Origin of the sequence: Endozoicomonas sp. OPT23 (assembly GCF_009653635.1) — a bacterium.
Taxonomy (GTDB): domain Bacteria; phylum Pseudomonadota; class Gammaproteobacteria; order Pseudomonadales; family Endozoicomonadaceae; genus Endozoicomonas_A.
The window spans coordinates 189,240-205,305 of sequence record NZ_PPFD01000007.1; the positions used below are offsets into that span (position 1 = coordinate 189,240).

Annotated in this window: 13 protein-coding genes; 8 read left to right on the forward strand and 5 right to left on the reverse strand. The window is 48.7% G+C overall.

Features of this window, described 5'->3' with window-relative positions; translation table 11 throughout:
- Nucleotides 1-10: 10 nt before the first annotated feature.
- A complete protein-coding gene (locus tag EOPP23_RS17780) occupies nt 11-1,462 on the reverse strand; it encodes an NAD-dependent succinate-semialdehyde dehydrogenase (protein ID WP_153767349.1) in 1,452 nt (483 codons plus the stop codon).
- A gap of 114 nt (nt 1,463-1,576) precedes the next feature.
- On the opposite strand from EOPP23_RS17780, the gene EOPP23_RS17785 reads away from it, so the two are divergent.
- Nucleotides 1,577-2,494, forward strand: a complete 918-nt coding sequence (locus tag EOPP23_RS17785) for a LysR family transcriptional regulator (RefSeq protein WP_153767350.1) — start codon at nt 1,577-1,579, stop codon at nt 2,492-2,494.
- Nucleotides 2,495-2,530: 36 nt separating this feature from the next.
- Nucleotides 2,531-2,980, forward strand: coding sequence for a hypothetical protein (locus EOPP23_RS17790; RefSeq protein ID WP_153767351.1), 450 nt, complete (start codon nt 2,531-2,533; stop codon nt 2,978-2,980).
- Between the two features lie 57 nt (nt 2,981-3,037).
- Here EOPP23_RS17790 and lhgO read toward each other — a convergent pair whose 3' ends face one another.
- The gene (gene lhgO / locus EOPP23_RS17795; protein ID WP_370514809.1) at nt 3,038-4,282 is read right to left on the reverse strand and encodes an L-2-hydroxyglutarate oxidase; all 1,245 of its coding nucleotides are present in this window, start codon (nt 4,280-4,282) and stop codon (nt 3,038-3,040) included.
- 94 nt (nt 4,283-4,376) lie between these two features.
- The gene (gene glaH / locus EOPP23_RS17800) at nt 4,377-5,324 is read right to left on the reverse strand and encodes a glutarate dioxygenase GlaH (RefSeq protein WP_153767352.1); all 948 of its coding nucleotides are present in this window, start codon (nt 5,322-5,324) and stop codon (nt 4,377-4,379) included.
- 164 nt (nt 5,325-5,488) lie between these two features.
- Between glaH and EOPP23_RS17805 the strand changes: the two genes are divergently transcribed.
- From EOPP23_RS17805 to EOPP23_RS17830, 6 genes are all read left to right on the forward strand, one after another.
- On the forward strand, nt 5,489-6,379 hold the full coding sequence (locus EOPP23_RS17805) for a LysR family transcriptional regulator (RefSeq protein ID WP_153767353.1): 891 nt from the start codon (nt 5,489-5,491) through the stop codon (nt 6,377-6,379).
- Between the two features lie 186 nt (nt 6,380-6,565).
- Nucleotides 6,566-7,882: an aspartate aminotransferase family protein gene (locus EOPP23_RS17810; protein ID WP_153767354.1), complete on the forward strand. Its 1,317-nt coding sequence runs from the start codon at nt 6,566-6,568 to the stop codon at nt 7,880-7,882.
- Nucleotides 7,883-8,057: 175 nt separating this feature from the next.
- Nucleotides 8,058-9,383, forward strand: a complete 1,326-nt coding sequence (gene hmgA, locus EOPP23_RS17815) for a homogentisate 1,2-dioxygenase (protein ID WP_153767355.1) — start codon at nt 8,058-8,060, stop codon at nt 9,381-9,383.
- A gap of 16 nt (nt 9,384-9,399) precedes the next feature.
- The gene (fahA, locus tag EOPP23_RS17820) at nt 9,400-10,728 is read left to right on the forward strand and encodes a fumarylacetoacetase (protein ID WP_153767356.1); all 1,329 of its coding nucleotides are present in this window, start codon (nt 9,400-9,402) and stop codon (nt 10,726-10,728) included.
- A complete protein-coding gene (maiA, locus tag EOPP23_RS17825; RefSeq protein ID WP_153767357.1) occupies nt 10,725-11,369 on the forward strand; it encodes a maleylacetoacetate isomerase in 645 nt (214 codons plus the stop codon). The genes fahA and maiA overlap by 4 nt, the downstream gene beginning before the upstream one ends.
- A gap of 59 nt (nt 11,370-11,428) precedes the next feature.
- Nucleotides 11,429-12,358 (forward strand): hypothetical protein, encoded by a 930-nt coding sequence (locus EOPP23_RS17830; RefSeq protein WP_153767358.1) that lies wholly within the window; start codon nt 11,429-11,431, stop codon nt 12,356-12,358.
- 72 nt (nt 12,359-12,430) lie between these two features.
- Here the strand turns inward: EOPP23_RS17830 and cydC are convergent, their stop codons facing one another.
- Together cydC and cydD are read right to left on the reverse strand one after the other, a co-directional pair.
- The gene (cydC, locus tag EOPP23_RS17835) at nt 12,431-14,104 is read right to left on the reverse strand and encodes a cysteine/glutathione ABC transporter ATP-binding protein/permease CydC (RefSeq protein WP_153767359.1); all 1,674 of its coding nucleotides are present in this window, start codon (nt 14,102-14,104) and stop codon (nt 12,431-12,433) included.
- On the reverse strand, nt 14,097-15,881 hold the full coding sequence (gene cydD, locus EOPP23_RS17840) for a cysteine/glutathione ABC transporter permease/ATP-binding protein CydD (RefSeq protein ID WP_153767360.1): 1,785 nt from the start codon (nt 15,879-15,881) through the stop codon (nt 14,097-14,099). The genes cydC and cydD overlap by 8 nt, the downstream gene beginning before the upstream one ends.
- Between the last annotated feature and the right edge of the window lie 185 nt (nt 15,882-16,066).

Sequence of the window (16,066 nt, forward strand, 5' to 3'; positions counted from 1 at the left end):
AGACAGTCTCTTAAACATCAATACCCATGCACAGGTATTTAATTTCCATATAATCCTCAATACCGTACTTCGACCCTTCACGACCACAGCCGGACTCTTTAACACCACCAAAGGGGGCAACTTCGGTAGAGATAATGCCTTCGTTAATACCTACGATGCCGTATTCCAGCGCTTCACTGACCCGCCATACACGACTCAGGTTCTGGCTGTAGAAGTAAGCCGCCAAACCGTAGGGCGTATCATTGGCTCGCTCGATTACGTCGTCTTCGGATTCAAAACGGAAGACCGTCGTCACAGGTCCGAACAGCTCCTGATGGGCGATATCCATTTTATCTGTCACCTCGGTAAGAATCGTCGGCTGGAAGAAAAGATCTCCCTGAGCAGACTGTTGACCACCTTCAATCAGTTTTGCACCCTGATCCACAGCAACAGTAATCAATGATTGAACCTTATCGATGGCTTTCTGGTTAATCAGTGGCCCTATTTCAGAACCCTCTTCCAGCCCCGGCGCTACTTTCAAAGCTTTAACCGCCGCTACATACTTCTCGATAAACTGATCGTAAACGTCATTATGAACATAGAGGCGATTGGTGCAGACACAAGTTTGCCCGGCATTACGATACTTGGAGATCATTGCTCCCTGAACGGCCTTGTCGATATCTGCATCATCAAAGACGATAAAAGGTGCATTTCCGCCCAGCTCCATAGAGACCTTTTTAACCGTGTCTGCCGCCTGACGAAGGATATGTTTGCCGACCGGGGTAGAGCCAGTGAACGACACCTTGCGTACCAATGGGTGAGTACAGAGCACTTCACCTACCTCCGCTGGTTTAGAGGTTGTAATCACGTTAATAACACCGGCAGGGATACCCGCCATTTCAGCCAGTTTCGCCATGGCCAGCGCACAGAGCGGTGTATCTTCACCCGGTTTAATCACTACAGTGCAACCAGCAGCCAGAGCCGGGCCAGCCTTACGGGTAATCATGGCGACAGGGAAGTTCCATGGTGTGATAGCCGTTACAACACCCACCGGCTGCTTAAGGGTCAGAAATCGTGTGGATGGCGACGCGGAAGGGATCTGGTCACCATAGGCACGTTTGGCTTCTTCGGCAAACCATTCAATAAACGACGCACCGTACATAACCTCACCAAAGGCTTCCTTGTAAGGTTTACCCTGTTCAGTGGTCAGCAAGGTTGCCAGCTGGTCAGCATGCTGCACCATCAGGTCAAACCACTTTTTCATTAAAGTGGCACGGTGCTTGGCGGTGGTTTTTTTCCAGCTTTTGAAAGCGACATCGGCAGCTATGACGGCTCTTTCCGCTTCAGCCTGTCCCATATCAGGAACAGTGGCAACCTGTTCGCCACTGGCCGGATTAACGACAATCGCAGTCTTTCCAGAATCGGCCTGAATCCATTGGCCATCAATATAAGCTTTAGAGAGAGTAAGATCAGAGAGGTGCATGATGAACTGCCTGATAGAGAAATTTTATTGTTGATTTGATCTGAAATCCTAGCAGAGTGCAGCCCGTCGATTATATGATTTCGCACAAATCTTTAGTTTTATGGACGCTAAACAATGACTGGAATCTCTATTCCGATTGGACAGATCGGGGATTACGAGATCAAACAGCTGAAAATCTTTAAAACCGTGGTGGACTGCGGTGGTTTTTCAGCGGCCGAAACCGAGCTGAATATCAGCCGATCGACCATCAGCATTCATATTTCCAATTTGGAAGCCCGCTTAAACCTGACACTCTGCCGTCGCGGTCGTGCCGGTTTTTCACTGACAGACGAAGGTGCTGTGGTTTATGACGCAACCATTAAACTGCTGGGGGAACTGGAAGATTTTCGAGGTACGATCAACAACCTTGACAGCAGTATGACAGGAAAATTGAATCTTGCTTTCAGTGATACCATCAGTCTTGATCATCGCGCCAAAATACCAAGAACTATCGAGCGCTTTTCAAAGCTGGCCAGCGAAGTTCATATCACGGCGGAAGTCGCTCGAATGACCGAGATTGAACGCATGGTCATGAACGAGGAAGCCGATATTGGTTTTATTCCCTACCATCGCAGTCTGGATGGTCTGAACTATCGACACCTGTACAGTGATGCCTGTTACCTCTACTGTGCCGAAGGCAATCCGCTGTTTCCTTTGAACAGCGATGAACTGACTGACGAAATTATTAACAGCACACCTGCGGTTCATGCTGGCTTCAAAGCCCACGACAATATCAATATTCATCTGGCTCAGATGAATCAAAAGGCCACAGCCTACAACTATGAATCCCGACTGGCGCTAATTCTGTCTTCGCGGCTTATTGGCTTTCTGCCAGAGCACTATGCTCAAAATTACGTAGATTCAGGACAACTAAAAGTGATTGATAAAGGCAACCGTTTTTACAAGCTGGATATTATGGCCATTACTCGAAATACTTCAGCAACGTCAAAAATCAGAGATCGGTTTATGCAGGTATTACAGAGTATTTTTTGAATAGGGGTACTATTCGGCAACCCACGATAGAACCAAATGACAGCCAAGGCTAAGCTTCTCGCTTTCTACATATCAATATTTTTTATATATAAGGCGACACACTTGAAGAAGTATTTCATTACTGCTGCTTTGGCAACTTCAATTTTCCTTACTGGCTGTGCAACTACCATCAAGGGCACGCAAGACACAGTCACAATTAACTCTTTAGAGAAAGGCACACTTATCTATGTAGATGGTGTAAAACGGGGATACGATGACGCTATTGCACAAGTGAAGAGAGGCAAGGTTCATACTATCAAAGTAACAAAAGACGGTTGCGAAGATCTTATAATTGAAACTGGTGAAACATTCGACTCAACTTCTTTACTGGGTATTTTTATTGATTTTGGCCTAATCACTATACCTGTTGATATGATTTCGGGTGCAGCGTGGAAAACAAGTCCAACAATTTACACCGTTTCTCCCCTATGCAAGCAAACTAAATAAGTAACTCAACTAGGTTGTTGATCGATCACAAAGACCTGCAACCTAGTCAAATGATAGTTAAGCCGCTACAGGAACCTTTGACTCCGTCACTGGCTGACGTTCATCAATCTTGTCACAGATATAGTTCCCAATAGGAATCGCTGAAGTCGCCGCCGGAGAAGGTGCATTGCAGACATGAAGACTTCGCTTGCTCTCGGCAAACAGGAAGTCATGTACCAGACTACCGTCTTTCATCACGGCCTGAGCACGAATACCGGCCGGATACGCCTTAAGGTCTTCCAGTTTAATCATCGGACAGTATTTATTAACCAGCTTCAGGTAGCCCGGCTTCCACCAGGAATTTTTGGTTTCAATCAGGCCTGTTTTCAAATTGGCAAAGCTGGCCTTCCAGAAGCCGGGGAATCGAACCATGTCCCAGATATCCTTCAAACTGATATTAATCCTGCCATATCCTTCCCGCTTCCAGCCCTGTACAGCATTGGGTCCAACTGTCACTGAACCATCGATCATTCGAGTCAGGTGAACGCCAAGAAACGGTAATTCAGGATCAGGAATCGGGTAGATCAGATGGTTGACCACCTGATTATGTTTTGACGACAAACGATAATATTCACCACGGTAAGGAATGATCTGAAAGTCAGTTTCTATATCCAGCATTTTCGTTACACGATCAGCCATCAGACCCGAGCAGGACACCAAAAAGCGCCCTTCCAAGCTGACAGGCTGATTATTTTTTATAGCCTTAACGGTTATGGTCAGCGGTGACTCTGCCATATCAACCACTTCAGTCTGCATACTCAGTTCACCACCCGCAGCAACAAACTCTTCCGCCATTTTTTCGGTGACCAGACGGTAGTTAACGATACTGGTGGTTTTAACTCGAATAGCACCAAGACCTACAATATTGGGCTCAGCTTCTTTCAGCTGTTCTGCATCAAGCAGATCAACTTCAATACCATTCGTGCCGCAGCGCTCATAGAGTGCCTGCATACGTTCCATTTCCAGAGCGCTGGTGGCTACCAGTAGTTTGCCGCAGTTCTCGACAGGAATCTCATGCTTCTTGCAGAAGTTAATTGTGGCGTCCACGCCTTCTCTGCAGAACTCTGCTTTCAGGCTGCCTGGAGCGTAATAAACACCGGCATGAATGACACCACTGTTATGGCCAGTCTGATGCAGCGACAGGCCTGCTTCTTTTTCCAGAACCAGAATGGATTTATCAGGGTGACGCTGCTGCAGCTGCCAGGCGGTTGAAATGCCGACAATGCCACCGCCCACTATGATGTAGTCGTATACTTTTTTCACTGCCCTACTCCCCGAGATCAACAGTTCTGCTTTAAAACACAAAAACCCGCAGCCAGAATGACTGCAGGTTCTAAGACTTATTTGACAACAATCATTAGCGGGTGAAATGTCCGCGCTGGCGCATCAACTCACGTTTGAGACCCGGATGAGCAACAAACTTGTCACGACCGTGTAGCCAGCAATGGTTCTGAACCACCAGCATTGAGCCGGTGTTTACACGGATGTTGCTGCAGTTACTTTCATTTTCCAGAGATTCACCCATTTCATACAGGTAGAGACCCTGCTGCATGTTTTCCGGCTGGGCAAACTGATCAATGAACAGCATGTGCGGCTTACCGTTTTTATCTTCTTCGAAGAAGATCGGGTGCTCAATAGAGTAACCGATGTTTTTGCTCGGGGGCGCAGTCCAGCGAATGTTCTGCTTGGCCATTGGATGATTATAAAACTTGTCCAGATCCTGCCAGTCATCAACGTGAAGCAGCAGAGAGTCACCCATTTCCATGTTTTCTTCGGCCATCTTCATCATCAGCACGAAATCGGTGCGTTCATTGACATAAGTTCCATCATTATGGAGCTCCATACGACGATGAGCCTGACGCAGATAACTGTCGCTATTGTCTTCGTTACGAACGGTAAAGCGTGCGTAGTATTTACCGGCCATGGAGTCGAAGTTAGGCAGGCCAATCAGATGAGAAATTGCAGTGGCCAGTTTTACAAAAGCTTCACGCTGTTCTTCAGTGTTCACATAAGCTTTCTGGGCCGCCTCGTCCGCTTCGAGCAGGAAGGCTCCGGCATCACGGTCTTCCATGGTTTTAACCAGAAACTTGCCCAACTGACCTTCACAACATTTATCCAGGGCATCAGCCACAGCAAAACGGTTAAATGGTTTGTATTCCAACGCTTGTACTTGCCACTTGCTGGACAGTTCTTCAAAACGATCAATGGTTGCCTTGTCCAGAGTCACTACTTGAACTCTGGCATTCTCAGGGTGGTTACTTACGGAAAAACCTTCGTAGCGTACAACGCTGGCTGCTGCAGTCATGACTATGTCCCTTGTCGCATTCGTTCAGTCAGATACAGATGATAAATAGCTCTGACTGCTGTTATTTGTTGTTGTGACGGAACTATAAGAGCGAAAACTTGCAATTAAAAATATATTAACAATATAGTTTCCATATATTTTTTATATACCAATAGCAGAACTGCATGGATATTAAACGACTTCAGTATTTTACCGTACTGGCTGATACCGGTAATTTCACTCGTGCTGCAGAGCAGTTGGGTATTGCCCAATCAGCCCTCAGTATCAGCATGAAAAAGCTGGAAGATCAGCTGGAACTGAAACTGATTAATCGTCTTGAACGAAAAATGAGTCTGACCGCCGATGGTGAAGTATTGCGAAAACACGCTCGCAACATTCTGGAAAATGTCGAGCAGGCGCAAAAAGAGCTGCAGGAGTTAAAAGGACTGACGTCGGGAGTCATCAACTTTGGTGTCTCTGCGATGCTGGGCTCCTATTTTCTGCCCGACGCACTGGCTCGATTCAAACAGACCTATCCGGGCATACAGATCAATATTCATGAAGCTGGCACTGCCACACTGGAAAAAATGCTGTTGGAAGGCCAACTGGATCTGGCGCTGATTCGCACTGACCGCAGTCATGAACAGATACGTTCTATTACTTTGTTGCAGGAAGAGATTGTTGCTTGCGTGCCAGAGCAGCATCCTTTTGCCAATCGTGACAGCATCACTCTGTCTGAATTCTGTCAGCAACCACTGGTACTGTTTCGAGAGGGATATTTTCTTCGGGAAGCGGTCAGCAGACATTGTCGACAACATCAGATTGAAGCCAACATCCAGTTTGAGACCAATCTGACCGAGCTATTGAAATCACTGGTTAAACAGGAAGTGGGAGTGAGTACCTGCCTGTCATTGATTCTCAACGAAGACGATGCCTTGACTACGGTTTCGTTCGAGCCCGCTATTCCTCTGGAGCTGGGGCTTGGCTGGAAGTCGAGCCATTACCTATCCAGTGCAGCAAGGGTTTTTGTTGAATTTATCAAAGCAGAAGTCAGTGAACGAAAAGAGATAGTTTGAGCCCACTAAAACTTTATATTGAATCGATGAAATTGTCCTGACTAACCTACAACACTAATCTGCTTGTTAGTACCCGGATATACCAATTCATAAGCTGTTTGCTCGCTGCAGGCGGGAAAACAGCAGTTAATATTCGATTGCGTATGTCTTCACACTTATAAAATAACAACAGAAGCAGTGCTGATAATGAATAAAAAACCTGGCTATGACGCTTTCTGGATGCCTTTCACCGCCAATCGCGACTTCAAGGCTAACCCGAGAATCATCAACCGTGCTGAAGGTATGCACCTTTACGGTGACGACGGACGACAGCTACTGGATGCCACTGCCGGTCTCTGGTGTGTTAATGCCGGTCATGGTCGTAAAGAAATTGGCGAGGCCATGTCCCGCCAGGTGGCCGAACTGGATTACACATCTCCATTTAACTTTGGTCATGATATCGGTTTTGAATTTGCTGAACGTCTAGTGGAGTTCACACCGAAAGGTCTGGATAAGGTTTTCTTTACCAACTCGGGTTCTGAAGCGGTAGAAACAGCTCTGAAAATCGCTTTAGCCTATCAGCAGGCTCGCGGTCACAAAGGCAAGTTTAAGATGATCGGCCGCGAACTGGGTTATCACGGTGTGAATTTCGGCGGTATCTCTGTCGGTGGCCTGACACCTAACCGTAAAGGCTTTGGTCCACTGTTGCCAGTGGATCATCTGGATCATACTCTGGATGTCGCTACCAGTGCCTTCAGCAAAGGTCTGCCGGAAGACGGTGTTGAAAAGGCCGAACAACTGGCGCGCCTGATCAGTTTTCATGGTGCTGACAGCATTGCTGCCGTCATTGTTGAACCTGTTGCTGGCGCAGGCGGTGTTATCATGCCGCCAAAAGGTTACCTGCGTCGCCTGCGAGATATCTGTGACCAGCACGATATCCTGCTGATCTTTGATGAAGTTATTACTGGCTGGGGTCGTCTGGGTGCCAACTTTGCCGCTGACACCTTTGATGTTCAACCTGACCTGATGACATCGGCCAAAGGGATCACCAGTGGCATTGTTCCTCTGGGCGCAGTCTTTGCCAAAACCGAGATCTACAACACCATTAACGATGCGGCGGCTGACGGTGCTGTAGAGTTTTATCACGGCTACACTTACTCAGCTCATCCGGTCGCCTGCGCAGCAGGTTTGGCGACGCTGGATATCTACGAAAAAGAAGGCCTGTTGACTCGCGGCAGTGGTGAAATTGGTGCCTACTGGCAGGACGCTCTGCACTCATTGAAAGACCACTCCAGCATTGTTGATGTTCGCAACTATGGTTTGATTGGTGCCGTTCAGTTTGCCGAACAAAGTCATGGCAAGCCTATCGGCTTTGATATTCTCAAGCAGTGCTATGACAAGGGCGTCATGGTCAGAAGCATGGGTAATACCATAGCCCTGTCTCCTCCGCTGATTATCGAGAAACAACATATTGACCAGATAGTGGATTGCCTGTCTGAAGTCGCTAAAGATATTCCTACCTGATGCTCTTAAGTCCAAAGCCGTTATAAGCGGCTTTGGACTACTACTTCCATACCCCCTGCCTTCTTTGATTTAAACCTATCGCTAGACATCACACCCGCTTCTGAACTAATAATTAACCAGTATCCTATTTAACCGCCCCGGCAGTATGGGAGGTGTCAGCCAGCGGACTACCTCTATGACGGACACAACTCAACTCGATTACCTGAATGGTTTTGGTAATGAGCATGAAACAGAAGCCATTGACGGCGCGCTACCGAAAGGTTGTTTCAGCCCACAAAAAGTAGCCTACGGGCTTTATGCCGAACAGTTTTCCAGCACAGCGTTTACTGCACCAAGGGCAGATAACCGCAGAACCTGGCTCTATCGAATTCAGCCGTCAGTAAAACAGAGCGACTATCAGCCCGCCGATTTCCCTCATTTTCAATCAGCCATCCATGCCGATACGGTCATCACGCCTCAGGCTTTACGCTGGAATCCTTACCCTGAAACCGAAAACCCTCTCAACTTTATCGAGAGCATCACTACCTATGCCATCAACGGGCAGACGGGCCTATCCGGCACCGCTATCCACCGATATTGCGCCACAAAAAGCATGAACAAACAAAGCTTCAGCAATGCTGATGCTGAAATGGTCATTGTTCCCCAACAAGGGCAACTGAACACCACAACCGAAATGGGCAAGCTTGAAGCAGTGCCGGGTGAAATTCTGGTTATTCCAAGAGGTGTAAAATTCAGCATTAACCTTTCTATTGGTATGTCTGGTGACACTGCTGATAAGCCTGCTTCAGGTTACATCTGCGAAAATCACGGTTCGCCACTGACACTGCCCGAGCGTGGCCCCGTAGGTGCCAATGGTTTCGCCAACGATCGTGATTTTCAATACCCCGTCGCCTGTTATGAAGACGTCTCTGGTCAGTTTGAATGTATTACCAAATTCAATGGCCAGTTTTTTCGCAGTGAAATGAGCCACTCTCCTATGGATGTGGTGGCATGGGTGGGTAACTCAGCTCCCTATAAATACGATCTCTCTCGCTTTAATGTCATCAATACGGTGAGCTACGATCACCCGGATCCCTCCATCTTTACGGTACTCACATCAAAATCGGATACCCCTGGTGTCGCCAATCTCGATTTCGTTATTTTCCCGCCTCGCTGGATGGTGGCTGAAAACACCTTTCGCCCGCCCTGGTTCCATCGCAATATCATGAGCGAATTTATGGGGCTGATTCAGGGGCAGTACGACGCCAAAGAGCAAGGTTTTCTGCCGGGCGGAGCCAGCCTCCATAATGCCTTTACGCCTCACGGACCAGAAGCCGGGGTATTTACCAAAGCCAGTAATGCTGAACTCAAACCGGTGCAGTACAAAGACACCATGGCATTTATGTTTGAGTCCCGTTATCCCTATTCGGTGACTCGTTCTGCATTGAACAGCCCCAACCGACAGAAAGATTACAATGATTGCTGGCAGAGTTTAGCGCGCCAGTTTTCCATTAACAAATAAAGACACTGGATGAATAATGATGGAATTAAACAATACCCATAATCCAGACCTGAAAAGCTGGCTTTCGTCTGCCAATGACAAGTCTACCGACTTCCCAATTCAAAACCTGCCTTTTGCTGTTTTCAGGGAGGCAGACAGTGCTGAATATTTCCGCTGCGGTGTCGCTCTTGGTGATCAGATTATTGATCTTCAGAAACTAAAAGTCACTAATCTGGTGACCAGAAAAGCCGCCGACGCTTTATCTCTGTGTCAGAGCGACTCACTGCACCCTTTTATGGCGGCCGGACAAAACAACTGGTCCGCTTTAAGACAAGCATTATCTGAACTATTCACTAAGGGTTCAGGCCATGAAAAGCTGCTAGAGAACTGCCTGTCACCTCAGTCAAAAGCAGAATTCAAACTGCCATGTTCTATTGGTGATTACACCGACTTCTACTCTTCCATTCACCACGCTACCGCTGTTGGCTCACTGTTCAGACCGGATAACCCTTTGCTGCCTAACTATAAATGGCTGCCTATTGGCTATCATGGTCGTGCATCATCCATAGCCATCAGCGGCACAGATTTCCATCGCCCGACAGGACAAACTAAAAAGCCGGATGCGGAAGTGCCTTCTTTCGGCCCCTGCCAGCGACTGGATTATGAGTTGGAAATGGGTATTTTTATTGGTCCTGAAAACAACGCTGGCTCAACCATTGCTATTGATTCATCCGAGCAACATATCTTCGGTCTATGCCTTCTAAACGACTGGTCAGCAAGAGATATGCAGGCCTGGGAGTACCAGCCTCTGGGACCCTTTCTGGCCAAGAGTTTTGCCTCAACCATTTCGCCCTGGATAGTCACTATGGAAGCTCTGGCACCGTTCAGAACCAGATACACCAGGCCGACTGATGATCCTTCACCGCTTCCTTACCTGTCTTCGGATAAAAACTCTGCTCAGGGCAGTCTGGATATTCAGTTAGCGGTAGCTCTGCAAACATCGCAGATGAAAGACTCTGAAACTGAACAGCTTTCTCAATCCAGCTTCAGACATTCCTACTGGACCGCGGCACAAATGGTGACCCATCACGCCAGTAACGGCTGCAATCTTCAAACCGGTGACCTGCTGGGAACAGGCACACAGTCCGGCCCGGAGTTTGAAGAGGCTGGTTCCCTGCTAGAGCTGACCAAAGGCGGCAAGCAGTCTATTAATCTGGGTAATGGCGAGGAACGCAGATTCCTGAACGATGGCGATACCATCATTATGCGCGGCTGGTGTGAAACGGCCGGAAGGGCAAGAATAGGTTTTGGCGAAGTCAGGGCAACGGTGCTTCCGGCTCAGATCATCAGTGGAGCGGCACAATGAAGCTGTACAGCTACTATCGCTCTTCTGCGGCTTATCGTGTACGAATCGCACTGAACCTTAAAAAACTCGATTACGAGATTGAAGGAATTGACCTGCTTCACGGCCAGCAAACCTCAGAACAATATCAGCGCATCAACCCTCAGATGCTGGTACCAGCACTGGAGATAGATAATCAGATACTGATCCAGAGCCTGGCGATCATCGAATACCTTGAAGAAGAGCATCCATCTGTCTCTCTGTTGCCCGAAGCGCCTGTCCTGAGAGCAAAATGCCGAAGCCTTGCTTACCTGCTGGCCTGCGATACTCACCCTCTTAATAACCTGAGAGTTCTCAACTATTTAACCGACCCTGCTCAACTGAGTGATGAGGTGAAAAAGAACTGGTATCACCACTGGCTTGAAACCAGTTTTCAGGTTCTCGAAAAGCAATTACAAGGAAGACAGTTTTGTCTCGGCACATCACCGACTCTGGCCGATATATGCCTGATTCCTCAGGTGTATAACGCACTCAGGTTTGACCTTGATATGTCCGGATTCCCGAAGATCATGGCTATCTATGAGCACTGTAACCAGCGGACAGCGTTTATAAAAGCTCACCCCGATCAACAGCCAGATAAACCAGTTTTATCAACACCCGCTTGAGTCCGCTGGTACTTGAACGATATTGACTCTATGGCATTAAAACAGGAATGGGGACTTCTGTGACTCCTGCTCAGCAAAGCTGTCTTGAACATATTCGCCAACAGACAATTCCTGATATTTCCATGGAAGGTGCGCAAACGGCTGCAGAATCTCCCCCTGCAACAGTCTTTGGCCGCAGTATCAGATCTTTCAAGCAGCTCGTTAACTATCTACGAAGCCTGGGCGTATTGAGCTCTAAACCTATTCATGACCGAAGTATCAGAGCCTGTAAACTGGTTCGATGTGTAAAAGCCTCTGGCCTTGACCGGCCAGTGTCTGATTCAGAATTGGCAGGCCGCGAGCGTCTGGCACTGGATCTCTGGAAGCTGGACCCGCTGCAATTTGCCCAATGGTGTCTGAGTAACGACCTTCCTATTCAGGAGGACTTTCTGATGTCAGAAATGCTGCCCTGGCTGATGGAGTCTTTTAGCGACCGGGGAATTAATAGAAATCAGGCTGCAGAATTAGCCATTGAACTGATCCAGTTACTTAACTTTTATGAAGTCCCATCGCCTGATAACCGTAATCAGGCACTGGATATACTGGGAAACTGGGACAGTGGCAATCCGGAGGATGAAGCCCTGGCAGGATTTCTTCACACTAAAATCTCCGAACACCCCGAGTGGTCGCTGAACCAGATACAGGACCAACTCAAAAGCCTGACAGAAAACAACCAGGATTATCTAAGAAGTCATATTGGCAAATACACCACCAGCGAGAAGCTTGACCTTCTGAAGAGCTGCATAGCAAAAGTACCCGACAGCAGACTTCCCGTTGGCAAACTGTTCAAAAAACCGGTCAATGCCTTTGAGTTGCTTACTGCCGTCTCTCAGCAGCACCAGCCAAAGACGGAAGTCGCTGACACTGACTGGCTGATACATTTTGACCCTCAAAACCCGGAGCCAAGCACTCCACCTGAAATCTACGACAGTGAAGAACCCACGCCCTGATAAATACCCGGATAGATGAATTCATCTGTCATTTTCCCGCCTACGGCGGGAAAATGACAATCTAACATTCGATCACGTGTACCTATGCACTGACTGATCAATATTAACAACCTGATCCATCTGATCAAGAAATTGCTTTTGGTGACTGATCATAATCAACGTACGTTTCCGGTACTGTTCAAGAACCTGACTGATAAGTTGTTCTTCACTGATCGGATCCAACCCTTCACTGGCTTCATCCATTACCAGTACCGGACTGTCTTTCAACAACGCTCTGGCTACGGCCAACCGTCGCTGCTCACCGCCTGACAAAGGCACACCAGCCTCTCCCAGCCAGAGATCCAGTAGCGTTCCCCCCTCTTCCACATTGAGAGCATTCAGCCCAGTAGCATCGATGACATCCAGCAACTGTCGATCGCTGGCTCCCGGTCTGGCCAGTAACAGGTTATTTCTCAAGGTGTCACTGAAGACATGGGTCTTCTGGGGAATGACGGCAATTGTCGAATAGAGGGATGACTCGGTAAATTCGGATACCGGTACACCCGCCAGTGAAATCGAGCCCGCTGCAGGCTCTAACTGTCGCAACAGCAGGTTAATCAGTGTTGATTTACCCGACCCTGTCCTACCCACAACCGCTACATGGTGACCCGCAGGAATCGTGAGATTAAACCGGTTCAGAATGTCCGGCAGATCTTGCCCATAACTGAACGACACATTCGCAAAACTGATTTCTGGCGCAGATACCGATTCCTGCATTGCCTGACCGTATTGAACAGGCTGTTCCTCCAGTACTTCATTCAGGCGACTCGCGGCTAAACGGGTATGCCCCAGAAACTGAAAAGCAGCAGGTAACGGCATAATCGCTTCAAAAGCGGCCAGTACAGCAAACACACTTAATACCATCACAGGGGCAGTGACCGACTCTTGCTGAAACTCGCCAGCTGCCAGATAGAGCATAATCAGACTGCTGACGCCTGCAGCCAGTGCTAACAGCGCGGAAGCAAGACCATCCAGCCTGGCCAGCTGCTGCTGGTTTTTATAAAGCTCTGATTCCGCGTCGAGAATACCCTGTCTGATACTGGCCTCGCTGCCGTATATCTCCAGATCCGCCATGGCCTGAAGGTAATCCAGTACCCGCTGTCGCAACCGGGCTGTCATCAAGCCAGACTGTCGGGCAGCACGGTAACCTTTTCGATAAAAGAGAATGGGGAGCAAAACCAGCCAGAAGACCAGCAGGATAAATGCGGCTTTAGCCAGTATCGGACTAAACAATGACAGCCCTAACGGCAATAATCCTGTTACCAGCAATGCCGACACGACAGGGCTGAGCATGCGCAGGTAAAGTTGATCCAGCGCATCCACGTCTGCCACCAGCCGATTCAGCAAGTCTGCCTTTCGGTAACTCTTCAGCCGGCTCAACGGTAACGGCAATAGCCGCTTAAAAAGCCAGCTTCGTAAATGTGCCAGCAGTTTAAACGTTGCATCGTGACTGACCAGTCTTTCAAAATAACGGGCAGCTGTTCGACCAATGGCAAAGCCCCGAACACCCGCTCCCGGTGAAAAAAAGTCAAACATCTGGGCAGTAGCGAGCGTCATTCCTGCCAGAGCAGTCGCAGTAATAAACCAGCCTGACAGCGCCAGCAAAGAGAGGCTGAATAGAATAGTGACAAAGGCCAGCAGTATGCCTGCCGTCAAACCACCAGCATGGCGGGGAAATAGTCGTATAAACGGCAGAAGCTCACGCATTGTCAAAACTCCCTGCCAGCTCTCTGACAAAGTTCTGGTAGACCGAAGAGTTCTCTGCCAGTTCCTTTGGAGAACCTGCCGCAACAAGACGTCCCTGCTCCAGCATCAGTATCTGATCCATGTCGCTGATCTGGTGCAACCGGTGAGTCACCGTGATGGTCGTACAGTTTTTCGAAATGCGATCAAGAGCCGAAAGCACCTGACGCTCGCTTTCTCTGTCGAGACTGGCGGTTGGCTCATCAAGAATCAACAGGGCTACCGGTTCAGCAATAGCTCTCGCCAGAGCTACACGCTGAGCCTGTCCCACCGACAGATTGCCCCCCTGTTCCTGTAACGGGCTGTTCAAACCCTCAGGCAATCGTTCAACAATATCCAGAGCCTGAGCCTTTTCCAGCGCTGCCATCACCTGCTGTTCAGTCAGGTCACGGCCAAAGGCTACGTTTTCAAACAGGGTGCCATGGATAATCAAAGGCTGCTGCCCCAGCCAGGCTATCTGTTTGCGCCACAGGTTTGGCTGGATAGCGCTTAATTCTTGTCCATCAATAGACAACTGTCCTTGATAAGGGTGAAAACCCACAAGAGTATTCAACAGCGTGGTTTTACCGGCACCACTCGAGCCGATAATCGCAACCTTCTGCCCGGGTTGAATCGCGAAGCTGATATCAGACAGTAGCTGTTTACTATCTGCACATGTTGTAACGCTCAGCTTATGAGCTTCAATACTGATGATTTTAGAGTTAAGAGATTCCGAGCCGGTAGAACGGCTTACAGTCTCAGTGTTTTCCGTCGATTCAAGAAACTCCAGTATCAACTCACTGGCTCCCACCGCTTTCGCTTTGGCGTGGTAATGAGTACCCAAGTCACGCAGAGGCTGATAGAACTCAGGCGCCAGCAACAGTAAAAACAATCCGGTAAACAGGGTGACGCCTTCACCATAACTGCCGAATTCCAGATACCCCAGAAAACTCATACCCAGATAGACGGCCAGCACTGCGATGGAGACAGAGGCAAAAAATTCCAGAACCGTTGATGACAGAAAAGCCAGCTTCAGCACCTGCATGGTTTTGATCCGGAAGTCTTCGCTGGCGTATTTCAACGACTCGTGTTCGTACTGACCACGCTGAAACAGTCGCAACGTTTCCATACCTTTTAAGCGATCAAGAAAAAAACCGCCGAGTCGTTCCAGCGCCTGAAAATTCTTTCTATTGGCACTGGCCGCTTTCAGTCCAACCATTGCCATAAAGATGGGCACCAGCGGCGCTGTCACCAAAAAGATAACCGCCGCCGCCCAGTTCAGAGGAAGGGCCACCAGCAAAATAGCCAGAGGAATCACAACCGCCAGCGCCATCTGGGGAAGATAACGGGCAACAAAGTCGTGAAGCTCATCGACCTGTTCCACCAGCATGGTGGACCAGCTGCCGGCAGGTCTGGAAGCAATGGTGACCGGCCCCATCTGCTGTAGCCGAGTAAGAATGGCTGCGCGAATGATCTGTCGCACTTCAATACCAGCCCTGCAGGCTACCTGCTCTCGCCCCCATTGGCATAAAGCTCTGGCGACAATCAGTATTCCGGCAGCAACAAAAAAGAGCGTCAGCTCCGACAAAGGCACAGAAAGCATCACCAGCTTATAGATAATACTGGCCAGCACCGCAGCCTGGGCAATAAACAGCAGTCCGGTACAAAAACCCAGTGCGACTGCAGCCATCAGCCACTTTCGGGCAGGTGCAGTCTGCGCCATTATCCAGCGATAGGCCTGCTTTTCAGAAGATTGACTCATAGAGAAGAGATGAATACGACGATAAAAACGGCATTCTAGCAGCGGTGCCAGCTCTACTCTATGGCCTTTACGCCCCCATTAGATTGCAGAGGCTTTAACCTGTAGCTGCTGGCGATTAAACAAACATATTCAGCGCCGTTATCTCGCCGTATAATGGGTGGTTTTTAGCATTCAAGGTATCGTGC